The sequence below is a fragment of the Corynebacterium phoceense genome (assembly GCF_900092335.1).
Taxonomy (GTDB): Bacteria; Actinomycetota; Actinomycetes; order Mycobacteriales; family Mycobacteriaceae; genus Corynebacterium; species Corynebacterium phoceense.
On the sequence record NZ_LT596208.1, the window covers coordinates 560,864 to 584,975 of the forward strand.

Genomic DNA, 24,112 nt, shown 5'->3' on the forward strand with positions numbered 1-24,112 from the left:
ATCTCAATTTTTCGGAAGTGATTTCAAACCCATGACGTACACTATCGCGCAGCCTTGCGTCGACGTGATGGACCGTGCCTGCGTTGAGGAGTGCCCGGTCGACTGCATCTACGAGGGCAAGCGTTCCCTCTACATCCACCCTGATGAGTGCGTGGACTGCGGCGCCTGCGAGCCCGCGTGCCCCGTCGAGGCCATCTTCTACGAAGACGACGTGCCGGACGAGTGGCTCGACTACAACGACGCGAACGCGGCGTTCTTCGATTCTCTGGGTTCCCCGGGCGGCGCCGCGGCGCTGGGCCCGCAGGACTTCGACGCTCCGCTCGTTGCTGCCCTCGGTCCACAGAACCAGGACTAGCAGAAAGACTAAGTAATCACCGCTTGCGTGGGAGAGGACAATGATGGCACGCACGCCGCTAGGTAATACACTTCCGGATTTCCCTTGGAACTCGCTGGCCGGAGCCAAGGCTAAGGCCCAGGCGCACCCGGACGGAATTGTCGACCTCTCGGTGGGCAACCCCGTTGACCCGGTGGCGCCCGGCGTGCAGCTGGCGCTCTCCGCTGCCGCAGAGGCTCCCGGTTATCCGGCCACTGCCGGCACGCCGGAGCTGCGCCAGGCCATCTTCGACGCGCTGTCGCGACGCTACAACATTGCGGTCGAGTCCCCGGCGGCGACGCTGCCCGTGGTGGGCACGAAGGAAGCCATCGCCTGGCTGCCTACTCTGCTCGGCTTGCGTGGCGAGACCATCGTCATCCCGCCGGTGGCGTACCCGACCTACGAGGTGGGCGCGCTCATCGCGGGGGCCACGCCGGTGCGCGAGTCTGACCCGGCGAAGTTCGGCTCTGCTGGCCTGGCATTTATCAACTCGCCGTCGAATCCGACGGGCGAGGTGCTCACCATCGAGTACCTGCGTGAGGTTGTCGCGTGGGCACGCGCGAATAACGCGATTGTGGCTTCGGACGAGTGCTACATCGGTCTGGGCTGGGACGATGAGAAGCAGCCGGTCTCCATCCTCGATCCGCGCGTGACGGACGGGGATAACACGGGCCTTATCGCCATGCATTCGCTGTCAAAGTCCGCGAATATGGCGAGCTACCGCGCGGGCTTCTTCGCCGGCGACGCTGCGCTTATCGCGGAGCTGCTCGAGCTGCGCAAGCACGCCGGCCTTATCACGCCGGGCCCCATCCAGGCGGCCATGGTCGCAGCGTTGGAGGACGACGACTCAGAGGCGCTGCAGCGCGGTCGCTATGCCGCGCGCCGCGCCAAGCTTGTGCGTGCGCTCACGGACGCGGGCTTCCGCATCGAGCATTCCGAGGCAGGTCTCTACCTGTGGGCTACCCGTGGCGAAAACTGCCGCGACACGGTCGACTGGCTGGCCGAGCGCGGAATCCTTGTCGCCCCGGGCGACTTCTACGGCCCGGAGGGCGAGCAGTTCATTCGCATGGGGCTGAATGGCACGGACGAGCGCGTCGACGCGGCGTGCGCGCGCCTTGCGGCCTAACTCTCCGGTCGGCTCCTGGCGACCGCCGGCGCGGGAGGGAATCTCGCCGCGCAAGACGGTCCTTGTGGGCCGGGTGCCTGCCGACGTTGCCTATTGGGCGGCATCGGCAGGCGATTCGCCGTTTTCACCGGGGGAGCGGCTGCCTGCGGGACGTATTCTGGAGCGGCCCGTGCCGGCGTGGTACCACCCCGCGGTGCCGCCGGAGCCGCCGATTCCTTTCCACTACGAGGTGCTCTACGCTGACCGCGACCTTATCGTCGTGGATAAGCCGCATTTTCTCCCCACGACGTCGAATGGGCGAATTGTGCGCGAGACGGTGCAAACGCGGCTGCGCGTGGAATATGGTGAGGACGAGATCGTGCCGCTGCATCGGCTCGACCGGCTCACGTCGGGTGTGGTCGTGTGCTCGCGTAACCCGGCGACGCGTGGGGCGTACCAAGAGCTGTTTGCGCGGCGGAAAGTGCACAAGGAATATCATGCGCTCGTGTCCTCACCGTTGGAGCGCGCGGCGGGCGTCGTGGACCTGGGCATGCGCAAGGAGCGGGGCGAGCGCCAGGTGCGCGTGGATCCAGCGGGCACGCGCACGCGGACGTGGCTTGAAGGCCGCGGTGACGAGGTGGTGCTGCGGCCGGAGACGGGGCATACGCACCAGTTGCGCGTGCTGCTGAACTATCTTGGCTCGCCGATTGTGGGAGATGACACGTATCCGGTGGATAAGGGACTGGCGCTTTACGACTTTTCTACGCCGTTGGCGCTGGTTGCGACGTCTCTGTGGTTGAGGGATCCGTTCACTGGCAAGCGGCGTCGCTTTTCAATTTCGCGGGACTGGCGGGGTACCCTAGGACAGTTATAGAAAAATCCACCACTAGGAAGGGCGCCGCCATGAGCACGTCAGTTACGGCCGGCCGCTTCGCCTCAAACTTGGGGCAGTTTATTAAATTCGGCCTCGTGGGCGGCTCAGGCACCGTGGTCAACGCGGTCATGTTCGTCGTCGCGAAGAAGTTCTTCGAGGCTGTCTGGGGTATTCACTACTACGACTCGCTGCTGGCGATCCCCTTCACGGACTTCAACGTGCGCTGGTACAACATCTTCGCGTTCATTGCCTTCTTTGTCGCGAACGTGTGGAATTACCAGCTCAACCGCAAGTGGACGTTTAGCTCCGTCGACAAAGTGTCGTGGTGGCGCGGGTTCTTTCCGTTCCTGCTCACCGGCATCGGCGCTTATGTGGTTTCGCAGGTCGTCATGATTGCGTTAGTCAATCCGACTTCGCCCATTTCACTGTCCTCGGAAATCTTCGATGACTCCTCAGGCCTACGCAACAAGAGCTACTGGGCCAACATCATCTCTATCATCGTGGCGATGCCCATCAATTTCATCATCAACAAGTTGTGGACCTTCCGTTCCACGCCCAAGGCGCCGCGCGTGGTGGAGGAAAGCCACCCCGCCTAGGCCGTCTCCTGTCCCCGGCGCCGCAGCTCAGACTGCGGCGCCGGGGTTTCTACATGGTGATGTCGGGGGCCGCGCTAACGTTGGGGCCATGAGACGTTTCTTATTCCTTCCCCTGTCCCTGATCACCGTCGCGGCGGCGGGCCTGAGTGCGTGCACGTCGTCTGATCCGGAAGTCATCGTGGTGACCTCGACGGCACAGCCGCAGCCTCGGGCTGCGGAATCCTCTGCGGCCGCGGCGGCGAGCACTGCGAATGGTACTGCGTCGGCGGAGAACACGAAACCCACGGACGACTATGAGGCGTCGAAGGCCGAGTCGGACAGGCTGCGTGCCGAGGCAGAGGAGGCGGGCCTTACGTGGCTGCACCCAGGCGCGTTTGCGGGTGGCATCGGCACGGGCGAGTATCGCATTCGCTTTGGCATGGGTGACTGCTCCATCGCGGACGAAGGCGCCACTGTGCGCTGCATGATTAACCAGATGGATGCGCCTTTGGTCGAGGGCGCTGAGGGGCAAACGCCGGCCAACCTTGTGGAGCGTACCGAGGATGGCACGTTCCGCTACGGATACGTGGGCAGTGATGACACGATGGCGTCTGAGCTTGGCGGCGACAACTATAAGCGCGTGCGCGAGATTAAGGCCGGCACACAAACCGATGTGGAGGGCGTGCGCGTGACCTTCAAGGGACCAGGCGAGGAGCCGTATCTCAGTGTCACGGCAGCCGACGGCCACGGCTTTGAGGTGAGTGAGCGCGGGAAGCTGCGCATGAAATAAGGCGTCGCCGGGCGCACAGACACGAGTGCCCTGGACTCCGCGGGGAGTCTAGGGCATGGGGTGCGTCTTGGGGTCAACGCGGGGAGCGACGGGGAGCTTAGGGCTGAGTCCTAGACGCGGGGTGCATCGGAAGCATGGTCGGTGTCGGGCAGCGGCAGGCGCGCGGTGGGGGAGATGCCACGGACCTTGGCATTGATGATGCCGGCAACGGTGAGGACGGCGAACATGGCGGCGGCGGAGACGAGTTGGACGCGCGCGGAGGCATCGGAAAGCATGAGCACGGCAAGTGCTACAAAGATAGCGAGTGCGAACCACGTGAGGTAGGGGAAGGCCCACATGCGGATGGGCAGGGGGTGGATGGTCTCAAGCTGGCGGCGCAGGCGCAGCTGGCTCACCGCGATGAAGACCCACACGATGAGCAGCGAGGCGCCTGCGGCGTTGAGCATAAAGGTGAGCAGCCAGCCGGTGTCGGCGTAGTTGAGGATGACCATGACCACGGAGAGCGCCACGGACAACGCGATGGCGTTGGTGGGCACGCCTTTCGCGTTGGTCTTGGTAAAGAACTTGGGGGCCTCACCGCGGGCGGCGAGCGAGTGCATCATGCGCGAGGACGCGTAAATCTGCGCGTTGAATGCGGAGAGCAGCGCTAGGACGATGATGACCTCCATGAAGCCGGCAGCGCCGGGGATGCCCGCGCGTTCGAGGACCATGGTGAAGGGCGACTCGGCGGCGGACTTCGCGTTGCCCAGGGACGAGTAGGGCAGGAGGAAGGTGATGACGAGGACGGAGCCCAGGTAGAACACGGAGATGCGCAGGATGGTCGAGCGCACGGCGTTGACCAGGGAGCGCTTAGGGTCCTCGGATTCGGCGGAGGCGATGGCGACGACCTCGATGCCGCCGAAAGCAAAGGCCACGGCGAGAAGTGCCGCTGCGACGCCGCCCAGGCCGTTGGGCATGAAGCCGTCCGCGAGGAAGACCTCGCTGCCGATGAAGGTGTGGCCGGGCAGAAGGCCGAAGATGAGGAGCGCGCCGATGATGAGGAAGGCGACGATGACGATGACCTTAATGGCCGCGAACCAATACTCGAACTCGCCGAAGCTACGGACGTGGAGCAGGTTAATGATGCCGAAGATGGCGACGCAGATGGCGGCGGGGATCCAGGGGGTGACGCCGAACCATGCGCCGATGAAGCCGGCCGCGCCGGTAATCTCTGCGCCGAGGACGGCGACGGTGGCCAGCCAATAAATCCAGCCCTGTGTGAATCCGGCCCAGCGGCCGATACCGTGTTCCGCGTACTCCGAGAACGAGCCGGAGGCGGGGATGACGGTGCCCATTTCGCCGAGCATCTGCATGACGAGGATAGCGAGGAAGCCAGCGATGACATAGGCGACAAGGACGGCGGGGCCTGCGGCGGAGATGCCGACGCCGGTGCCGAGGAAGAGTCCGGCGCCGATCGTCGAGCCGAGCCCCATCATCGTGAGGTGGCGGACCTTGAGACCGTGGCCGAGGGTAGAGGAGGATGTATCAGACACACTCATCATGCTAGTTCGGCGGTGGGGCGCGGTCCGCATCAGGGGCAGCGGAGCATACCCCACCGGCGACGGGGAGCGGCGGGCCGCCGGAGTGGGCGGTGCGCCGGTCCGCGGGGCTAGGCGGTGTGCGCGAGCACGACCTTGCCGTCGACAGCATCAGCAAGGATAAAGCCTGGCTCAAGTTCCGGCATGGGGAGCAGGAGCAGGTTTTCCACTGCGCGTTGGACGTGGCGGGCGCCGAAGGCCGGTTCGTAGCCGCTGTCCGCGATGAGGTCCACGGCGGCATCGGTCACCGTAAGCGCGTAACCATGGCCGGCCAGGCGTGCGGTGATGCGCTCGATCTCCTGCAACGCGATGGCGCGGATGGTGTCCTTCCCCAGTGGCTGGAACGGGATGATGGCATCCATGCGGTTGACGAGCTCCGGGGCCATGGACTTCTTTACGGCGCCGAGGACGCGCTCGCGGCTAGCTTCCACGAGGTCGGTCTGGGTGCCGCCGCCAAAGCCCAGCGAGCTGACGTTCATGCTCGTGGCGCCGAGGTTAGAGGTCATGATGATGACCGTGTCGGAGAAATCCGCGACCTCGCCGCGGGAGTCCGTGAGACGGCCGGCATCGAAGACCTGGAGGAAGGTATTCCAGACCTTGGGATGTGCCTTCTCAATCTCGTCGAGGAGGAGGACCGTGTGCGGCTGCTTGCGCACGCGGGTGGTGAGCCAAGTGTCGGGCTCGGTGGAGCCGACATAGCCCGGTTGCGGACCCGTGAGGCGGGAGATGGCCCATTCCTGGTGGTACTCGCTCATATCGAGGCGGATGAGGCGCTGCGCGTCATCATAGAGTGCCTCGCACAAGGCCTTGGCCAGCTGCGTCTTACCTACGCCGGAGGGACCGGCGAAGAGAAAGACGCCGTTGGGACGCTGCGGGTTGAGATCCCAGTTGAGGTGGGTGAGCGCCAGGCGGCGTGCGGTGACCTCGCAGGCGTAGTCCTGGCCGTGGACCTGCTTCTTGAGGGCGGCGATGAGCTCGGCAGAGCGGACGCGCAGATTATCCGAGGAGGTCAACGTATCAACGTCGGCGGTGGTCACTGCCCGAGCCCCACGCAACTGCGCGGAGCGGATGGCCGTGCGGGCGCGGTTGATGCCCACCGCAGGCTGGCGCAGGGTGTCCGTAGGCGCGGCGGGGGCCGTGATGAGGGGACGAACGTCCTCGTCGACCGTGAGCTGGGCGGCGGCTGCCTCTTCAATGAGAACCTGCTGCACGAGCTCCGTGGCCTCGGCGTTAGTGAGTGGCGGCAGCGTGACCCGTACGGCGGCATCAGCCAGCGCAGCATGCTGCTCCTCGAAGGTGCCGACCGCGGCTTGCGGCAGCACGAGGACCGGATGCGGTGTGGCGGTCACATGGAAGGTATCGACAGCAGCGGCGACGTCCGTCGCCGTATAGGGCGAGGTGAGACCCAAGATGGTCTCGACGCAATCGAGCACGACGATATGTGTGGCGTCAATGCCTGCGAAGGCCTTGCGCAGGGAGCGGAAGTTCAGCGCCTTGCTAAAGAGGAAATCGGGATTAAATCGGCTGACCGAGACGCCGTCTTCGGCCATTGCTGCGAGGTAGTCGGCGACCTCGCTGGTGCGCCGGCCTTCCGGAACTACGACGACGCAGGGCACCTCGGGCGCGCCGGTTGCCTGGACGTAGGCCTGCCGTATGGCGGCGGTCTGCGACTCGGGGACTGCGCGGGCTTCTGCGGCGTCTAAGAACCGGGAGCGTGGGCCAGCAGAATCTTCTGACGCAGCGTGGGCCTGTTCGACGGTGCGTGCCTCGCCTGCGGCGCCGGTGGATTCAGCGGTTGCGCGTTCCCCGGACTGGGCAGTCGGGGCGGGCGTGTCCTGCGTCGCCATCGCGTTCGGCGCTGAGTCCGATGAAGAGTCCGTTGCTGCGACCGGTGTGGCGTTGGGCGCGGCGGTGGCGGCCTCGGCGGTTGACGTGGGACGCAGCAGGGAGCGGAAGGTTTCGGCCTTCTGCGGTGGAGCGGACTCCTGGAGGCGACGCACGGAGACGTCGAGCGCGGACAAGGACGCGTGGGCCGACGTGCGAAGCAGGTCAGCACCGCCCTCGCCAAAGATATCGGCGAATAGCTTCGGGTACTTGTCCTGCAGCGCGGCGGCTAAGTGCCAGGCCGTGGCCGGCTCAGAGCGCTTCTTGGCCTCCGCTTGTGCGTAGTCGGACAGGGTAAGGAGCGTGGAGGTGGAGAGCATGGCGTTTAGTCGTCGATGTAGTGTTCGCCACCGAACTGTGCAATGAACTCGTCATCAAAGCTGTCACCCGCGATGGCGACCGTGTAAAGGGCGTTGAGGAATTCATCCGGGTCGACGGTGTCGCCCAGAATGAGGTGTTCGACCAGGACGGCCGTGACATCGCGGTCAAGATTGTCGTTGTGCGCAGTGTGGATGGCGAAACGACCAAAGATGTAGTCGTTATTGTGCTCGAGCAGCCACGCCTGCGATTCGGGGGTCATCGGGGCGTCCCAGACGGTCAGCGCAGTGATACGGATAAGGACGTACGGATCCTCACCATCGCGCTCTTCGAAGGTGATGTGGACTGGGACGTTTCCGTTGATGATCCGGTAGCCGTCCGGAAGCAGGCTCACCTGGCCGGTGTTCTTGTCCTCCATCAGCCAACGCTGGACCTTGTCCTTGATTTCCAGAATGTTCGACATAATTCAAGCTCCTGCACTAGTAGGTGGGCCGTCACAGACGGCGGGGAATGGGTGTCTTCTCGGGGTGGATGCAACCGTGCGAGAAGAACAAGCCTAAGTGTAGGAGACGGAGGCCACACGAGGGGACGAGTTTACGTACATTTCACGTAGATCTGTTCGAATGGCATGGCTATGCGCAGGAAAACGCGGACACCCCGCGCCGCGGGATGCGGTGCGGGGTGGAGGCGAAAGCGACAGCGCGTTAGTTCTTGTGGAGCGCGTCGTTGAGCTTGACGGCCGAGGCCTTCCACTCGGTGGCCTCGACAGCGCCGGTGACGGAGTTGCGGCGCAGGAGGAAGCCGGAGCCGCCGGAGAGCTGGGAGCCCTTGACGGTGTCGCCGTCGGCTACGCCGAGGGCGGTGGCGACGGCGCCGTGCACGGCGATCTTGGTGCCGGCGGTGACGTAGAGGCCGGCCTCGACGACGCAGTCATCGCCGAGGGAGATGCCGATGCCGGAGTTCGCGCCGAGCAAGCAGCGCTCGCCGATGGAGATGACTTCCTTGCCGCCACCGGACAGCGTGCCCATGATGGAGGCGCCGCCGCCCACGTCGGAGCCGTCACCCACGACGACGCCAGCGGAAATGCGACCCTCGACCATGGAGGTTCCCAGCGTGCCGGCGTTGAAGTTGACGAAACCTTCGTGCATGACGGTGGTGCCCTCAGCGAGGTGGGCGCCCAGACGCACGCGGTCCGCGTCGCCGATGCGCACGCCGGATGGCACGACATAGTCGACCATGCGCGGGAATTTGTCGACGGAGAAGACGACCACGGGGCCACGGGAGGCGAGGCGGCCGCGGACCATCTGGAAGTCGGCGACGGCGCAGGGGCCGTAATTGGTCCACACGACGTTGGCGAGCAGTCCGAAGATGCCATCCATGTTGAGGCCGTGTGGCTTCACCGCGCGGTGAGAGAGCAGGTGGAGGCGCAGGTACGCGTCGTAGGCGTCCACCGGAGCCTCGTCCAGGTCCTTGATGGTCGTCTCCACGGCGACGCGGGCGACGCCACGCTCCTCATCAGGGCCGACGAGGGAAGCGAACTGCTGCGGGGCCTGCTCCAGGCGGGTGGTGCCGGTCGCGTCCACAGGCTTATCCGTATACACAGCAGGGAACCAAACGTCGAGGACGGTGCCGTCGTGAGTGAGCGTGGCCAGTCCGCGGGCGGATGCTGAGGTCATGAGAAGTCAGAGTACTTTCGTGAGGTGAATGTCTAGTAGGGCAGCGCCGCGCCGCGGCGCATATTGTTTCAGGAGTCTAGCCGACCATGAAGGGAATCTCAGGTCAGTGATACCTGGCTCACACCTGACCGGGGGCTGCGGTAGAGGGGGTACGGACAAGCTTCTCGCGCTTGCCCACCGGAAGCACCACGGCGAGGACGATGAGGGCGGCGGACAGGACGAGTACGGCGATGACCTGGCCGCGCGCGGACGGGTCGAAGACCATGAGCACGATGAGTGCTGCCATGGCGAGCATGACCAGCCACGGGACGTAGGGAAAGCCCGGCGCGCGCAGCGCGGTGATCTCGCCATTGGCCTTGAGCTGCGGGTGGAGCTTGAGGTAAGAGCAGGTGATAAACAGCCAGATGACGAGCAGGCAGCCGCCCACGGCGTTGAAGAGGAAGGCGAGCAGTCCCGGCGGGTTCCAGTACTGCAGGCCCACCGAAGCAAAGGCGAAGATCATCGAGAGGATGACGGCGTTGACGGGGGAACCAGTGCGGGAGGTCTTGAGGAAGAGCTTGTGCGCGTTGCCCTCGTGCGCCATGTCGAAGACGAGGCGGGAGGTGGCGTAGATCTGTGCGTTAAACGAGGACAGGAGGGCGACGACGATGACGACCTCCATGACGCCGACGGCGCCCGGCAGGCCGGCCTGCTCGAGGACGAGCGTGAACGGCGACTGTGCGGCGACGTCCGCGTCGTGGATGCGGTCGAAGGGCAGCAGCAGCGAGATGATGGCCACGGAGCCGACGTAGAAGACGATGATGCGGAAGACGGCGGCGCGCACGGCGGTGGCCACGTTGTGCGCGGGGTCCTCGGACTCGGCGGCGGCGATGGTGACAAGCTCGATGCCGCCGAAGGCGAAGGCGACAGCGAGCAGGCCCGCGGCGAAACCGGGCGCGCCGTTGGGTAGGAAGTTTTCCGTGAAGTTGGACAGGTGGACAGTGTCCGTGTTCGGCCACCAGCCCAGCGCCATGAGCAGGCCGATGGCGATGAACACGATGATGACGCCGACCTTGATGGTGGAGAACCAGAACTCGAATTCGCCAAAGCCACGCACAGCCGCGAAGTTGACGATGGCGAAGAGGGTCACCGCGATGAGCGCCGGGACCCACGGCGCCCAGCCGGTCCACCCCGCGATGATGGCGGAGGCGCCGGTGATTTCCGAACCCATGACCATGATGAGCATGAACCAGTAGAGCCAGCCCAGCGTAAACCGTGCCCAGTTGCCAAAGGCTTGGCCCGCGTAGGTGGAAAAGGAGCCGAGCGAGGGACGTGCGGCGGCCATCTCGCCAAGCATGACCATGACGAGCGCGATGAGCCCGCCCGCGATGGCATAAGAAATAAGGACCGAGGTACCGGAGGCCTGAATGCCCACGCCGACGCCGAGGAAGAGCCCGGCGCCGACGGCAGAACCCAGGCCCATCATGGTGAGGTGGCGTGATTTCAGCCGCTTGCCCGCTGCTGGAGAGGTGCTCATAAGGAAGATTCTTTCGCGCTATAGGCTTCAAGTAGAACGCATTAAAGCCTAACACCGGCGCGCGCGTGGCCTGTCACGGCGGTACGATGGCCACTTGTGACTCTAGATTTGCATGCTGACCCCGTCGAACTCACTGCCGCGCTGGTGGATATCCCCAGCCCTTCGCACCATGAGGAGGCGATCGCGGACGCTGTGGAGGAAGCTTTGCGTGCGCTGCGGGCTCCCATTGAGGTAGAGCGCTACGGCAACACGGTGTGTGCCCGCACGAACCGGGGGCTGACCTCCCGCGTCGTACTCGCCGGCCATATCGACACGGTTCCCATCGCGGATAACGTCCCGCACCACATGGAAGGCTCTGGCGAGGATGCCGTCATGTGGGGCTGCGGCACCGTGGACATGAAGTCCGGCATGGCGGTCTACCTCCATGCCTTCGCCGAGCTTGCCGATGCCCCCTCGCTCGCCCATGACTTGACCCTCATCGCCTACGAGGGTGAGGAAGTTGCCACCGAGTTCAATGGCCTGGGCCACTTGCAGCGCGACCATCCTGAATGGCTCGCTGGAGATCTGGCACTGTTGGGCGAGCCCTCCGGCGCGATGATCGAGGCGGGCTGCCAGGGCACCCTCCGCCTACGTGTGACGGCCCACGGCACGCGCGCCCACTCGGCGCGCGCCTGGCTCGGCTCCAACGCCGCCCACGCCCTGGCCCCGGTCATGCAGCGCGTGGCCTCCTATGTGCCCCGCACCGTCACCATCGACGAATGCGAGTACCGCGAGGGACTTAATATCGTCCACCTCGAGTCGGGCGTGGCAACGAATACCATTCCGGACGAGTCGTGGATGTTCGTCAATTTCCGCTTCGCGCCGGACCGGTCGCTCGACGAGGCGATGGCCCACGCGCTCGGCGTCCTCGAACTCGAAGTGGGCGCCAACGGCGGCGAGGCTGGCGCGCCGGGCACCATCACCGTCGAGGTCGACGACGCTGCGGGTGCCGCTCTGCCGGGCCTGGGCCAGCCAGCGGCACAGGCGCTGCTCGCCGCCGTTGACGGCAATTTCAGAGCGAAGTTCGGCTGGACCGACGTCGCACGCTTCTCCGAGATGGGCACCCCAGCCGTCAATTTCGGTGCGGGCGATCCGGGCTTTGCACACAAGAAAGACGAGCAGGTTCCTGTCGCGCAGATCTGTGAGGTCGCCCGCGCGCTTAAGGCCTACCTCACCACGTCCTAAGACCTTCAACGTTCAGAAAGTACTCACACCCACATGGCACCCGAGCTCAACCACGTCACGAAAGACCGCACCCTGCGCGGCCCCATGCTCCTGCGCACCGAGGGACAGCAGGACTCCACCTTCGACCAACGGCTCCTCGAATCTGGGGCAGACCATGACTGGATGCATGCGGACCCGTGGCGCGTGCTGCGCATCCAAGGCGAGTTCGTCGCCGGCTTTGATGCGCTCTACCGCCTGCCCAAGGCCGTGACCGTCTTTGGTTCCGCCCGTCTGCACGAGGGTGACACCTACTACGACCTCGGCGTCGAGGTCGGCCGTCAGCTAGCGGGCGCCGAGTACGCCGTGATCACCGGCGGCGGCCCCGGCATCATGGAGGCCGCCAACCGCGGCGCGCATGAGGCGGGCGGCACCTCGGTGGGTCTGGGCATCGAGCTCCCGCACGAGCAGGGGCTCAACGCCTACGTCGACTTGGGCCTCAACTTCCGCTACTTCTTCGCGCGTAAGACGATGTTCCTCAAGTACTCCCAGGCCTTCATCTGCCTGCCCGGTGGCTTTGGCACCATGGACGAGTTCTTTGAGGTCCTCTGCATGGTGCAGACCGGCAAGGTGACGAACTATCCGATAGTCCTCATGGGTTCCGAGTACTGGTCCGGCCTCGTGGATTGGATTCGCCAGACTCTCGTCATCGACGGCTATATCAGTCCGGAAGACCCCGATCTCTTCCTCATCACCGATGATCCGGACGAGGCCGTGGCCCATATCGTCACATGCCACGAGGTCATTGCCGACCAGCGTATCCGCAACGCGCGCTAGTCGTCCCCACTGGGGCTTCCGGCGGCTTCTCGTGGTTTCTCCCGTGGCCTTTGCATACCGCACACTGAAAGTAAGGTAGCTTAAACAGCATGTTTTCGTGGATCCTGCTCATCCTTATTCTCGCCATTCTCGCCATCCTGGGCATCTGGGCGACGGGTAAGTTTGGTGTGAATGGTGCAGTGATGGATGGGCCAGAAGGCCCCTCCGATGTGCGCGCGAGCAACCGCGTGGCGGTCAAACACGGTGACCTGGACGACGTCCGTTTTGACGTCGTGCGCAACGGCTACCGCCAACGCCAGGTCGACGAGGTCCTCGTGGCCCTCGACAAGCGTTTCCAAGAACTGGAGGAAGAACTCACCGCTGCCCGCGCGATGTCCACGCCTGCGCCTGACGTGGCCGCTGCCGAGTCCCCGGCCGCCGCTGCGTTTGTGGACGCCGCTGCTCCGAGCGCACCTGCGCAGCAGGCTGAACTCCCGGAAGAACGCTCGGACGAGAAGCCAGCCGAGCCGCAGGAGAAAGAGGACCGCACCGGAACGATGACGGTCACGCAAACTCCCGGCGCTGGTCCCTCGCAGGCAGGAAGCTTCATCATCGTCGATGGTCCGAGCGAGGACGAGCGCCGGTCCTAGGCTGCCACGCGATCGCCGCTATCTGTAGTGTTTCAGTCCGCTCTGCCCGTGGCCGCGACGTGACGTGGGCTAACCCCGCGGGAAAGTAGCGTAGACTAGGTGGGGTATACCCAATAACTGAGATATAAGGAGCTTCGCTCATGGCAGCAATGAAGCCACGTACCACCGGCGGCCCGATGGAAGCAGTGGAAGAATCTCGCAAGATCGTTATGCGCATCCCGTCTGATGGCGGCGGACGCATCGTCGTCGAGATGACCAAGGAAGAAGCCGCTGAGCTCGGAGCTTTGCTCACGGAGGCTGCCGGATAAGTGCTTGCCGACGTAATCGATCTTCTCGCTGATCCCGTCGACGGTACGCCATTGGCTGGCGCGGACGATTGTGCTCGTCTCGTCGCCGAGTCGGGTCACTCCTATGACGTCGCCAAGCAAGGCTACGTCACGCTTGCCCCGGGGGCTGGGCTCAAACACAAGGGTGATGACGCCGCCATGGTCGAGGCCCGTGAGACGTACCTTTCCCGCGGTCACTTCGCGCCTTTCGTGGAGGCGGTGACCGGCGCCGTACAAGACGTCGTTGACCTCGCACCGGAAGAACACTCGCCGGCGCTGCTCGAGGTCGGCGCAGGCACCGGCTACTATCTCGCGCACACACTGGACTCCTTGGACGGCGCTCGTGGCGTGGGCCTGGATATTTCTACGCACGCGGCCAAGCACTTGGCAAAGGCGCACCCGCGCATTGGCGCCGTGGTCGCAGACGCGTGGGAACGCCTGCCGCTGCGCGATGGCGTCATTGACGCTATCTCCGTTGTCTTCGCGCCGCGCAACCCCGCGGAGTTCCAACGCGTGCTCGCGCCGCATGGCCAAGTTGTCGTTCTTACCCCCGCGGCGGGACATCTCGACGAACTGCGTGCCCCGCTGGGCATTCTCGGCGTGGAAGAAGGCAAGGTTGAGCGCATGTACGAGCAAGCCAAGGGCTACCTTGAGCAAGCCGCAGACCCAGTTGATATTTCTTTCCCTATCGTGCTCGACAAGGCCTCCATCATCGCACAGGTTGGAATGAGCCCGTCTGCGCGCCACATTAGCGCGGAGCAACTGGCCGAGCGCATGGCCTCGTTGCCGGAGTCGATCACGGTGACCGCCCGCGCTCGCCTCGATCGCTTGCGCCCCGTCCGCTAGTTCACAGGTCCGGGGTGTTGCCCCGCGCGCCCCACGCTACGCGCACGGCGTTGAACGGAACAGGCAAACGGCCCCGCAGCATCACGAACTGTGATGCTGCGGGGCCGTTTCCGTGCTGTGGTGGGCGCCGGACCGCGCGATTAGGAGCCGGCGCGCTCGAAACTGCGCACGACCTCAGCGTCGCCATTCGTCTCAACGCGGAAGCCGCTGCAGCCGCCATCGAAGTACATGCGCGAGGCCATGGTCACCAGGCCCGAGTCCGCGAAAATCTCTACGGTCGTGCCGTCGACGACGATGGTGAGCGAGTCGTCGACGTTCTCTGGATCCTCGGTGAGCGGAGCCACCGCAGGGATGTCCGTCTTATACGTTTCGTCGAAGGCACGCGACATGGAACGGTCGACGCGCAGCTCCGTGCCCGCGTGGGTGACCGTCGTCGCTGGCTTGCCGTGGCCGTCGAGGAGCGTGACGGTGACGGCGCTGCCGGCCGGAACCTCGAGCAGGCCCGTCCACATGCGGGCGCGCTTCGAATGTGAGACAGCGTCCGGCAAACCGCGCGGGGGAGTCTGGTACAGCACTCCTCCCTGCAGTGTCACGAGGCGCGGCAGCGTGAGCGCGTTGGCCCAACCTTCCTCGGTCCACGAGTGATGAACCGCGGGGTTATCGCTGCGACCACGACCATTGAGCAAACCGAACAAGCAGGCTTCCCGGTAATTGAAGTCCTCCGAGAACGTGCCCGGTGTGGAATTCGTATTGCGCGGGCGGGTGAAGTCGTGGCCGTAGTCGAGACGACGGAAGCCGGAAACAACCTCAAACTCGGTGCCCTGCAGACGTCCCACGAGGTAGCCAGCCACCTCGCCGGATTCCTTGCCCACAGCTTCGACAGTAAAGAACAGAACGTCATAGACGTTGCCGTCGATTTCATCGCGTAGGCGGATGATGCGAGGGGAGACGATCGCGGCCGGGAGATCGTCCTTGGTGCCGGGGAAGGCGGTATTGCCCTTGAATGTCAGCGGACCGTCGAAGTGCCACGTGTCGCCATCGGCGCTGCGCAGCACGACCGGCGTTGGGTTCTCCGTAGAACCGGACAGCGCCAGCATGAGCCAGCCTTCGTGGCCGTCCTCCCGTTTGTCGTCGGCAGCCCAGTCGGGGACAACGCACGGCGAACGAAAGCGCGAGAATCCATCGGCGCTGGTGATGACCTCGCCATGGCGAGCCACGTTGGGGTCCAGCGCCTGCGGATCGTCAGAGACCTCACACGTTTCGTCATAGCCCGCGTACTTGGCGAAGCGAATGGACGAGGCGCCAGCGGTCAACGAGGTGAAATACAGGTTGATATCAGGGCCGACCGCCGCCACGGAGCCAGCGCGCAGGCCAAACTCGCCGCCTACGGGCGCGAGAGCGTCATCGCACTCGAGCCACTCGAAGGGCGCTTCCTCCGCAAAGACGTGGCCCCATCGGGAAGGCTCGCCAGGGGCCGGACGATATTGGTGGAAGAGGTGCCACGTCGTGCCGTCGAGTAAGGCTCCTGCGGGTGCTTCGAGCACCCCAGACTCCAAAGCGACGTGCAGCTCAGGGCGGTAGGTCATCTAAATCAGGCTCCGGTAAATATCGACTGTTTGGGCGGCGATGGTCGCCCAGCTAAATTTCTCTTCCGCGCGCTTGCGGCCGGCCGCACCCCACGCACGCAGCGTGTCGGCGTCGCCCACCAGGCGGTTGACGGCGGCAGCAATGCCCGCCTCGAATTCCGCGGGCACCTGCTCGTCGTAGTGGACCAGGGTACCCGTTTCGCCGTCCACGACAACTTCCGGAATTCCGCCCACGTCAGAAGCCACGACGGCAGTCCCGCACGCCATGGCTTCAAGGTTGACAATGCCCAGCGGCTCGTAAATGGAGGGGCACACAAAGATGTCAGCGCCGGAGTAAATCTGCTGAATGTCGGTGCGGGAGAGCATCTCACGGACCCAGTAGACGCCATCACGCTGAGCCTGGAGGCCCTCCACGAGCGACTTGGTTTCTGCCTCGATCTCTGCAGTGTCCGGGGCACCAGCACACAGCACGAGCTGCACGTCGGGGTCGAAGTCAGCGGCTGCCTTGAGCAGGTGAGCCACGCCCTTCTGCCGGGTGATACGGCCAACGAAGGCAACGATGGGGCGGTTACGGTCGACGCCCAACTTATCGAGGAGTTCGGTCTCGCGCGGTTGCCACAGCTGCGTATCGATGCCGTTGAGGACGACATGGACCTTGTCCGGGTCGACATTGGGGTAGACATCGAGGATGGAGGACTTCATGCCTGCAGACACAGCAATGACGGCGTCAGCATTCTCAATGGCGTTGCACTCCGACCACGAGGAGACGTCGTAACCGCCGCCGAGCTGTTCGCGCTTCCACGGGCGGTGGGGTTCGAGCGAGTGTGCGGTGACCACGTGTGGAATTCCGTAGAGCTTCCCCGCAAGGTGGCCAGCAAGGCCGGTGTACCAGGTGTGCGAGTGCGCGACATCGGCTGCCGATGCCCCGTTGGCCATGCGCAGGCCCGTGCTCAGCGTCTTAAGCGCGCCGTTGGCATCAGCTAAGTCCGGATCAACACCGTACGTGTAGACATTGGCTTCCTCACGCGGGGCGCCCATGCAGTGGACGTCAACATCGATAATGTCGCGCATGAAACGAGTCAACTCGGCGACGTGAACGCCTGCACCGCCGTAAATTTCGGGCGGGTATTCTTTGGTAAAAATTCCGGCTCTCATAATCGACCAGAGTAACCACAAAACCGCGCCCTCGCCGGGGATTCTTGTGGCCTCGGGGGTGCCTGTGTAAACATCACATGAATTCGCGCATATTTTCAATGACAAAAAGGCAAAGCATGGATAAGTTGGGAGATGTGAAATCCCAGCCTAATGTTCTAGCCATTGTTCTCGCCGGTGGCGAAGGAAAACGCCTCTTTCCCCTCACTGAAGATCGCGCCAAGCCCGCCGTCCCCTTTGGTGGTGCCTACCGTCTTATCGACTTCGTTCTTTCCAACTTGGTCAACGCCGGTTACCTCAAAATTGCCGTGCTGACCCAGTACAAGTCTCACTCGCTCGACCGTCACATCTCCCAGGCGTGGAACCTGTCGGGTCCGACCCCGCAGTACATCGCTTCGGTCCCGGCACAGCAGCGTCGCGGTAAGCGCTGGTACAACGGCTCGGCAGACGCCATCGTGCAGTCGCTCAACCTCATTAACGATGAGAAGCCGGATTACGTCATCGTCTTCGGTGCGGACCACGTCTACCGCATGGATCCGTCCCAGATGGTCGAGGAACACATCGCGACCGGACTGGATTGCTCCGTGGCAGGCATTCGCGTTCCGCGTTCGGAAGCGACGGCCTTTGGCTGCATCGAGGCTGACGGCATGGGAACCATCACGGAATTCGTGGAGAAGCCGGACAACCCGCCGTCTACGCCGGATGATCCGAATATGACCTACGCCTCGATGGGTAACTACGTCTTTACTGCCTCTGCGCTTAAGCAGGCACTTCTGGAAGACGAGAAGAACGAGAACTCAGCGCACGACATGGGTGGCGACATCATTCCGTACTTCGTCGAGCGCGGCCAGGCCCACGTTTACGACTTCATGTCGAACGAGGTTCCGGGTGCAACCGAACGCGACCACGGTTACTGGCGCGACGTCGGTACCATCGACTCTTTCTACGAGGCACACATGGATCTCATCTCTGTGCTGCCCATCTTCAACCTGTACAACTCACAGTGGCCCATCCACTCGACGGATGCGACGAACCTGCCGCCGGCGAAGTTCGTGCAGAACGGTATCGCGCAGGCTTCCATGGTTGCCGCGGGCTGCATCATCTCGGGCGGTACGGTGCGCAACTCGGTGCTCGCGTCCGACGTTCACGTGGCAGACGGCGCGACTGTTGAGGGGTCGGTTCTCATGCCAGGCGTGCGCGTAGGAAAGGGTGCTGTCGTGCGCCACGCCATTATTGACAAGAACGTCGTTATCTCCGATGGCGCCATTATCGGCGTTGACCGTGAGCGTGACGAGGAGAAGTACACCGTATCTGCCGGCGGCGTAGTGGTCGTGGGCAAGAACGAGACGGTGTAAAACGGCATGGAAATACGCCAGGTGATGCACGGGTAACGACCGTGCCACGGTAGTGCTTCAGCGACAAGGCCCGCCCCGTGCGGGTCTTGTTTGATCTCACAGCGATTACGTAACAAAAAGGTTGCTTTCTTATAACACTATCAGTTAATCTGGTCGTGGTTTACGAATAAAACGCGCATAGAGTAGTCAACATAGCGGGGAATTATGAAAGCAATGCAGTTTGATACCGTCTTCAAATCAGTCGTCGCCTTTGCGACGGCCTTGACCATCGTGGTCGGCGGTTCGGCGGCGGTTCCCCAGGCCTTTGACAAGGATGCTGTCCGTGACACCGCCGCTGCCGCGTCCGCTCCCGGCAGCATGGACCGTGCAGCACGGTAACCACGCAATCGGGTGTAGAACGTTTCAGTGCCATGTTGCGTGATCAGACTTGAGCGCAGGCACAAGCGGCGGAGATAGAAGACAATCCGGTGCAAACGAGGGGGAGATCGGGGTTGGCTAGGAGGGCCAGGGCCGCTGCATGGATCGCGCGGCTGATGGCACCGACTTGAGCGAAGTGGAACGCGCTGCGGAGAATTCTCGCGCAGAAGCAGTAGTGCGAGCTTAACAACAAGCGGCCGGCAGCTCGGCAGTGGCAGAACGCCAAGTGCGGATCTTGACTCTGATAAGTCCTCGAACCATAAAAAGACGCTGATGCCCGCCGGATTTGACATTCTGGTCTTCGCAGCGCGGTGCTTACTTTCCTCATCGGCACCGTTTTGGCGTGAGCGGTGAAGTGCCCGCGTGGCTGCTCAACGCTTTGCGCCTCTAGCGTGGGTACACAAAGACCTCACGGTTGCTTATCGGAACAGCGAGGTCTTTGTGCTTTGTGCGCCGACGGTGACAGCGGGGCGCTTACCGCGACCCAGCTCTTAACGCTTGGTAACCAGCGTGATACCGGATTCGAGGGGCAGACGCGTAATGACAGCGTCCTCCAGTGACCGTGCGAACTCATCGGCTTCGCGCGCAGCAGTCGTGGTGCGATCTGTCCGTGAGGTATCGGCCAGTGTTCCGTCGAGCAATGCTCCAGCAAGGACGAGCGTGCCGCCGTGTGTGAGCAGCGGCCACGCGGCCTTCGTTAAAGCCTGCAGATCCATGGTGGGAACATCAGCGTAAATGACGTGGTAGGACTCGTTGGCGAGGCGGCCGATGACATCGAGGGGACGCGACGGGAGGAAGCGCACGCGCGAGGTAGGGTGGCCTGCCGTGCGGAACAATTGCTTGGCGTTGGCTTGGTGCTCAGCCTCTGGGTCGATGCACGAAAGGATGCCGCCTTCAGGTAGGCCCTCGAGCAGATAGAGGCCTGCTACGGAAACTGCCGGAGTAATGGCAATCGCCTGCGGCTTCTCCGCGTGCACGCCGCCAGCAGTAAGAGTGGCAAGGAGCTGACCTACAGCAACACCCGGGGCGGGAAGCGAGAATTCCTCCGCATGCGCGTAGGCGGCACGCAGCGCCTCCGAGCGCTCAGTGGTCGTGTCGATGTAGTCAAGCAGGGCATTATATGCAGTAGAAGTCACAGTGCTTATCCTAGCGGTCCAAGCCGGTGCGCGGGGCTGGCAGGTCGTGCACAGGACCATTCACAGTGGATTAGCAGCTCGATATCTGGCTTTTGGAGCACGGATATAGCACAATGAAATGCATGAAACGCGCAATGGCAGACCATTATTCGGACCAGCTTCACGGGACCGCTGCCTTTGACGCGGGCGAGGCCAGCATGCCCACCTGGGAGGAACTCGTCGCAGAACACGCGGATAGCGTGTACCGATTGGCCTACCGCCTTTCCGGTAATCAACATGATGCGGAAGACCTCACCCAGGAAACGTTTATGCGCGTCTTCCGCTCCTTGGATAAGTACAAGGCCGGAACCTTTGAGGGCTGGTTACACCGCATCACTACCAACCTCTTCCTCGACATGGTGCGCCATCGCAGCAAGATCCGCATGGAGGCGCTGCCGGAGGACTATGACCGCGTCCCGGGCGAAGATATGACCCCGGAGCAGGCTTACACCGTGGCAAACCTCGACCCTGCGCTGCAGCGTGCACTCGATGAGCTGAGTCCCGACTTCCGCGTCGCTGTCGTTCTGTGTGACGTCGTAGGAATGAGCTACGACGAAATCGCAGAAACGCTGGGCGTCAAGATGGGTACGGTTCGTTCGCGTATCCACCGTGGGCGCTCGCAGCTGCGCGCCTCACTCGAAGCCGCGGCCGTCAACGATTCTGACGCACGCATTTTGCTTCGCACACGGTAGCGTTCAGCGCGCTAGGCTGGAGACGTACACACGCCCGCCAGCACGAGCGCTGCGGACCCGATTCATTCACCCGCTTGGATAAAGGAGGTGGCCATGAAGAACCACGCCGCAACCGTGTCGCTCGGCGGCGCACGCGCAGTGCGCCAGCGCACGGTAGACAAGCTGAAAGCAAAAGCGCGACGTTACGATTCCATTGGTCACCTCGGTCCAGAAGCCGTCGTTGCATTTGTCGATGGTGAGATGGGCCCGAAGTCGCAACATCGTGTTCGGGTGCACCTCGTGCACTGCCCGGAATGCCGTGGCGAGATTGAGCGGCAACGTGGCGCAGCCGAGTGGGTCCGACAACGCAGCAAGGATGTGCATATCCCGCAAAGCCTCGTCGCACGGCTCACGAATATTGCGTCGTCGCCCCAGGGCTCCGGGCCCAATGGGGAAGAGCTGGCGTGTACTCCTAAACAAGACTTTTTGGATAAGCTCGACACGCTGCGTCGCGCAATGAGAAGGTAAAGAACGCGTGTTTTCCAATATCGGGTGGGGCGAAATTTTCGTCATCGCCATTATTGCTGTTTTGGTCATTGGCCCCGAGCGCCTGCCTGGTGTGATTCAGGACGTGCGCGCTGCCATCTATGCTGCGCGCAAGGCTATCAATAGTGCCAAGGCGGAACTTAATGGCGAGATGAGCAGCTTGGGCCAAGAGTTTGACGCTCTGCGTGGTCCCATCAATACGGCTGCGGAGTGGGGCCGCATGGGTCCGCGGGCGGCGATTACTAAGGCACTCTTTGATGGCGACGATTCCGCCTGGGATGACTTCGACCCGCGCAAGCCTTCGCGTCACCAGGAGCCCGGACAGCCTGCTGCAGGCGCACAGCCGAATCAGGGCGGCGCCCAGGGATATCAGGGACCGGGCGCGGCTCAGGCGCCCCAAAATCCCGCTCAGAACCCGGCCCAGAATCCTGCGCAGTCACCGCAGAACCCGCAGCAGCGCAGCCAGAATGGCGGCGATTACAGCAGCGGTGGTGGCTTCTCGTGGGCGGATATCACCTAGCCGTAGGCGCAGAGAACAACCACAGGGAACAACCATAGGGAACAAGAACATAGAAGAAAAGGCCCCGTGAACTCTCGGTACAGTGTTCGCGAGGCTTTATCTCGTGCGGTCTACTTCACGCCGAGACCCAAAGACTTGCCAGCGAGCGAGTCCTTGCGGACGACGAGCTTCGAGGCGACATCGGCAAGCGCGGCTCCGGCGGGGGACTCAGGCGCCGCAACGACTACGGGGGTGCCTTCATCGCCATTGGTGCGCAGGGCCGGATCCAGCGGGATCTGACCGAGCAGCGGAACGTCGGCGCCAAGGAGCGTGCTCAGGCGATTGGCGACGGTATGGCCGCCGCCTGCGCCGAAGATCTCCATCGTGGAGCCATCCGGCATCACCATGGCAGACATGTTCTCCACGACTCCGGCGACACGCTGGCCGGTCTGCTGCGCCATCGAGCCGGCACGCTCAGCGACCTCAGCGGCGGCTGCCTGCGGCGTGGTGACGACGAGGAGCTCCGCGTTGGGGATGAGCTGTGCGACCGACAGCGCGACATCGCCGGTACCCGGCGGCAAGTCGAGGAGAAGGACGTCAAGATCGCCCCAGAAGACATCGCCCAGGAACTGCTGAAGCGCGCGGTGGAGCATAGGGCCGCGCCACACGATGGGGGCATTGCCCTCGATGAACTGGCCGATGGAGATGAACTTGAGGCCGTGCGCGATCGGCGGCAGCAGCATTTCCTCATCGATGACCGTGGGCGGTTCCATATTGCCCAGGAGACCGGGGATGGAGTGGCCGTAAATATCGGCATCGACGATGCCAACCTTGAGGCCGCGGGCAGCGAGCGCGGCGCCCAGATTGGCCGTCATGGACGACTTGCCCACGCCGCCTTTGCCGGAAGCCACGGCGAAGACGCGCGTCGTGGAATTCGGCTTGGCGAAGGGGATTTCGGGCTCGGCCTGGCCACCGCGCAGCTTTTTCTTGAGGGCACGACGTTGGTCGTCATTCATCGCGTCCATAGTCACGGTCACGGTGCCCACGCCCTCGAGGTCTTCGAGCACCGCGCGGGTGTTCTGTTCGATGGTGTTTTTCATGGGGCAGCCAGCGATGGTGAGGTAGATCTCGACCGCGACATCGTTGCCGTCAATGGCGATGGATTTCACCATGTCCAGCTCGGTAATCGGGCGACCGATTTCGGGGTCCTCGACGCGGGACAGTGCCTCGCGTACGTGGGATTCTTCAATTGCGTTAGTCATATCAGCTACCCATCTTAGTCCCGGATCTACCCGTGTAAACTGGTCACCCGTACCACCTGGATTCGAGCTGATCTCGCGACAAGGAGCCCCGTTCATGCATACACGTTTTGCCCGCCGACTTGTGGCTCTCACAGCGGTGGCAGCGAGCACGGCAGGGGTGAGCGCGTGCGCGCGCCAGGAGCCGTTGCCTGAGGCATCTGAACTGTCTCGGGCACAAGTGCGCATCGCGGTGGCCCCTGATTCCCCCGAGCAGCTCGTGCTCGGAGAAATCTATATCCAGACCCTCGGGGAGGAGGGGCGCTCTGCCAGTCTCGTGCATGAGCAGATGCCGGATAGCAGCTCCCGCGTGGATGAATTGGAAGAGGGAAACTCGAATTTCCTCGTGGCATGTACCGGCAACGCGCTCGCGGGCTTCGATATGCCCACGGCCAAGCGCCTAGAGAAGGAACGCGAGGAGGCCGGTGACGAGACGGACCGGGACTTCCTTGCAGAGACGCACATCGCGATGATGAATGCTCTGCCCACGGTGCTGACAACCGTGGATCCTTCGTCCGCACCGGGCTGCAAAGATCAAGAAAAGGTCGATCTGCCTCAGAACTTTGTACCTATCTACGCTAAAGATCTGCTTGATCGGGACGAGCGTTTTGAGATTGCCTCGGTGACGAAGTATCTCACCACCGAGGACCTCGACGACCTGGTGGAGGAGGCTGACCGCACAGGCAGCGTGAGCCAGACGGTGGAGCACTGGCTTAACACCTCCACGTCGAACCCAGGAGACACAAGCGGTAGTTCGGAAGGCAGCGGCACGAGCGACGGCGGCGCGGGCGGGGATGCCGGCGCCAACGCCGGCGCTGGGTCGGGGTCTGGCGATACAGGCGGCTCGACGTTGAAGTAGCGTGGCGGCTTAGTTGCTGAGACCTGCG

25 protein-coding genes are annotated in these 24,112 nt (G+C 63.4%); 16 read left to right on the forward strand and 9 right to left on the reverse strand.

Annotated elements, in window-relative coordinates:
* Window positions 1-31: 31 nt before the first annotated feature.
* The 5 genes from fdxA to BN9444_RS06835 all read left to right on the forward strand — a co-directional run bounded on the left by fdxA (window position 32) and on the right by BN9444_RS06835 (window position 3,717).
* Window positions 32-355, forward strand: a complete 324-nt coding sequence (gene fdxA / locus BN9444_RS06815; RefSeq protein ID WP_066490601.1) for a ferredoxin — start codon at window positions 32-34, stop codon at window positions 353-355.
* A 43-nt stretch (window positions 356-398) separates the two neighbouring features.
* A complete protein-coding gene (dapC, locus tag BN9444_RS06820) occupies window positions 399-1,499 on the forward strand; it encodes a succinyldiaminopimelate transaminase (protein WP_068802161.1) in 1,101 nt (366 codons plus the stop codon).
* A gap of 73 nt (window positions 1,500-1,572) precedes the next feature.
* On the forward strand, window positions 1,573-2,352 hold the full coding sequence (locus tag BN9444_RS06825; RefSeq protein ID WP_233423560.1) for a pseudouridine synthase: 780 nt from the start codon (window positions 1,573-1,575) through the stop codon (window positions 2,350-2,352).
* A 29-nt stretch (window positions 2,353-2,381) separates the two neighbouring features.
* Entirely contained in the window at window positions 2,382-2,948 is a 567-nt protein-coding gene (locus tag BN9444_RS06830; protein WP_066490606.1) for a GtrA family protein, read from the forward strand.
* Between the two features lie 88 nt (window positions 2,949-3,036).
* Window positions 3,037-3,717, forward strand: coding sequence for a hypothetical protein (locus tag BN9444_RS06835; protein ID WP_066509299.1), 681 nt, complete (start codon window positions 3,037-3,039; stop codon window positions 3,715-3,717).
* A 110-nt stretch (window positions 3,718-3,827) separates the two neighbouring features.
* Here the strand turns inward: BN9444_RS06835 and BN9444_RS06840 are convergent, their stop codons facing one another.
* The 5 genes from BN9444_RS06840 to BN9444_RS06860 all read right to left on the reverse strand — a co-directional run bounded on the left by BN9444_RS06840 (window position 3,828) and on the right by BN9444_RS06860 (window position 10,688).
* Window positions 3,828-5,255 (reverse strand): amino acid permease, encoded by a 1,428-nt coding sequence (locus BN9444_RS06840; RefSeq protein WP_413464125.1) that lies wholly within the window; start codon window positions 5,253-5,255, stop codon window positions 3,828-3,830.
* A 110-nt stretch (window positions 5,256-5,365) separates the two neighbouring features.
* Window positions 5,366-7,498: an AAA family ATPase gene (locus BN9444_RS06845; RefSeq protein WP_068801641.1), complete on the reverse strand. Its 2,133-nt coding sequence runs from the start codon at window positions 7,496-7,498 to the stop codon at window positions 5,366-5,368.
* A 5-nt stretch (window positions 7,499-7,503) separates the two neighbouring features.
* Window positions 7,504-7,959, reverse strand: coding sequence for a T3SS (YopN, CesT) and YbjN peptide-binding chaperone 1 (locus tag BN9444_RS06850; protein WP_068801642.1), 456 nt, complete (start codon window positions 7,957-7,959; stop codon window positions 7,504-7,506).
* 241 nt (window positions 7,960-8,200) lie between these two features.
* Window positions 8,201-9,172 carry a 2,3,4,5-tetrahydropyridine-2,6-dicarboxylate N-succinyltransferase gene (gene dapD, locus BN9444_RS06855; protein ID WP_066490628.1) on the reverse strand — a complete coding sequence of 324 codons (972 nt, stop codon included), beginning with the start codon at window positions 9,170-9,172 and terminating at the stop codon, window positions 8,201-8,203.
* A gap of 118 nt (window positions 9,173-9,290) precedes the next feature.
* Entirely contained in the window at window positions 9,291-10,688 is a 1,398-nt protein-coding gene (locus BN9444_RS06860; protein WP_068801643.1) for an amino acid permease, read from the reverse strand.
* A gap of 96 nt (window positions 10,689-10,784) precedes the next feature.
* On the opposite strand from BN9444_RS06860, the gene dapE reads away from it, so the two are divergent.
* The 5 genes from dapE to BN9444_RS06885 all read left to right on the forward strand — a co-directional run bounded on the left by dapE (window position 10,785) and on the right by BN9444_RS06885 (window position 14,526).
* The gene (gene dapE, locus BN9444_RS06865; RefSeq protein WP_068801644.1) at window positions 10,785-11,912 is read left to right on the forward strand and encodes a succinyl-diaminopimelate desuccinylase; all 1,128 of its coding nucleotides are present in this window, start codon (window positions 10,785-10,787) and stop codon (window positions 11,910-11,912) included.
* Between the two features lie 33 nt (window positions 11,913-11,945).
* Window positions 11,946-12,725, forward strand: a complete 780-nt coding sequence (locus BN9444_RS06870) for an LOG family protein (RefSeq protein WP_066490634.1) — start codon at window positions 11,946-11,948, stop codon at window positions 12,723-12,725.
* Window positions 12,726-12,814: 89 nt separating this feature from the next.
* On the forward strand, window positions 12,815-13,354 hold the full coding sequence (locus tag BN9444_RS14505; RefSeq protein WP_066509312.1) for a hypothetical protein: 540 nt from the start codon (window positions 12,815-12,817) through the stop codon (window positions 13,352-13,354).
* 140 nt (window positions 13,355-13,494) lie between these two features.
* Window positions 13,495-13,662, forward strand: a complete 168-nt coding sequence (locus tag BN9444_RS06880; protein ID WP_068801645.1) for a DUF3117 domain-containing protein — start codon at window positions 13,495-13,497, stop codon at window positions 13,660-13,662.
* Window positions 13,663-14,526: a methyltransferase domain-containing protein gene (locus BN9444_RS06885; RefSeq protein WP_066490639.1), complete on the forward strand. Its 864-nt coding sequence runs from the start codon at window positions 13,663-13,665 to the stop codon at window positions 14,524-14,526.
* Window positions 14,527-14,666: 140 nt separating this feature from the next.
* Here BN9444_RS06885 and BN9444_RS06890 read toward each other — a convergent pair whose 3' ends face one another.
* Both BN9444_RS06890 and glgA read right to left on the reverse strand, forming a co-directional pair.
* Window positions 14,667-16,112, reverse strand: coding sequence for a GH32 C-terminal domain-containing protein (locus tag BN9444_RS06890; RefSeq protein WP_068801646.1), 1,446 nt, complete (start codon window positions 16,110-16,112; stop codon window positions 14,667-14,669).
* Window positions 16,113-17,267, reverse strand: a complete 1,155-nt coding sequence (gene glgA / locus BN9444_RS06895) for a glycogen synthase (protein ID WP_066491072.1) — start codon at window positions 17,265-17,267, stop codon at window positions 16,113-16,115.
* A gap of 134 nt (window positions 17,268-17,401) precedes the next feature.
* Here glgA and glgC point away from each other — a divergent pair, with 134 nt between their 5' ends.
* Window positions 17,402-18,619, forward strand: coding sequence for a glucose-1-phosphate adenylyltransferase (gene glgC, locus BN9444_RS06900; RefSeq protein WP_068802163.1), 1,218 nt, complete (start codon window positions 17,402-17,404; stop codon window positions 18,617-18,619).
* Between the two features lie 213 nt (window positions 18,620-18,832).
* Window positions 18,833-18,997, forward strand: coding sequence for a hypothetical protein (locus tag BN9444_RS14510; RefSeq protein WP_196131131.1), 165 nt, complete (start codon window positions 18,833-18,835; stop codon window positions 18,995-18,997).
* A gap of 530 nt (window positions 18,998-19,527) precedes the next feature.
* Here the strand turns inward: BN9444_RS14510 and BN9444_RS06905 are convergent.
* Window positions 19,528-20,172 carry an O-methyltransferase gene (locus tag BN9444_RS06905; protein ID WP_066490657.1) on the reverse strand — a complete coding sequence of 215 codons (645 nt, stop codon included), beginning with the start codon at window positions 20,170-20,172 and terminating at the stop codon, window positions 19,528-19,530.
* A 122-nt stretch (window positions 20,173-20,294) separates the two neighbouring features.
* On the opposite strand from BN9444_RS06905, the gene sigE reads away from it, so the two are divergent.
* The 3 genes from sigE to tatB all read left to right on the forward strand — a co-directional run bounded on the left by sigE (window position 20,295) and on the right by tatB (window position 21,948).
* Window positions 20,295-20,903: an RNA polymerase sigma factor SigE gene (gene sigE / locus BN9444_RS06910; RefSeq protein WP_230384020.1), complete on the forward strand. Its 609-nt coding sequence runs from the start codon at window positions 20,295-20,297 to the stop codon at window positions 20,901-20,903.
* Window positions 20,904-20,996: 93 nt separating this feature from the next.
* On the forward strand, window positions 20,997-21,410 hold the full coding sequence (locus tag BN9444_RS06915; protein WP_066490670.1) for an anti-sigma factor family protein: 414 nt from the start codon (window positions 20,997-20,999) through the stop codon (window positions 21,408-21,410).
* 7 nt (window positions 21,411-21,417) lie between these two features.
* The gene (gene tatB, locus BN9444_RS06920) at window positions 21,418-21,948 is read left to right on the forward strand and encodes a Sec-independent protein translocase protein TatB (RefSeq protein ID WP_066490679.1); all 531 of its coding nucleotides are present in this window, start codon (window positions 21,418-21,420) and stop codon (window positions 21,946-21,948) included.
* 110 nt (window positions 21,949-22,058) lie between these two features.
* Here the strand turns inward: tatB and BN9444_RS06925 are convergent, their stop codons facing one another.
* Window positions 22,059-23,189 carry an Mrp/NBP35 family ATP-binding protein gene (locus tag BN9444_RS06925; RefSeq protein WP_066490683.1) on the reverse strand — a complete coding sequence of 377 codons (1,131 nt, stop codon included), beginning with the start codon at window positions 23,187-23,189 and terminating at the stop codon, window positions 22,059-22,061.
* Window positions 23,190-23,283: 94 nt separating this feature from the next.
* On the opposite strand from BN9444_RS06925, the gene BN9444_RS06930 reads away from it, so the two are divergent.
* On the forward strand, window positions 23,284-24,084 hold the full coding sequence (locus BN9444_RS06930; RefSeq protein WP_066509318.1) for a hypothetical protein: 801 nt from the start codon (window positions 23,284-23,286) through the stop codon (window positions 24,082-24,084).
* Window positions 24,085-24,112 lie beyond the last annotated feature (28 nt).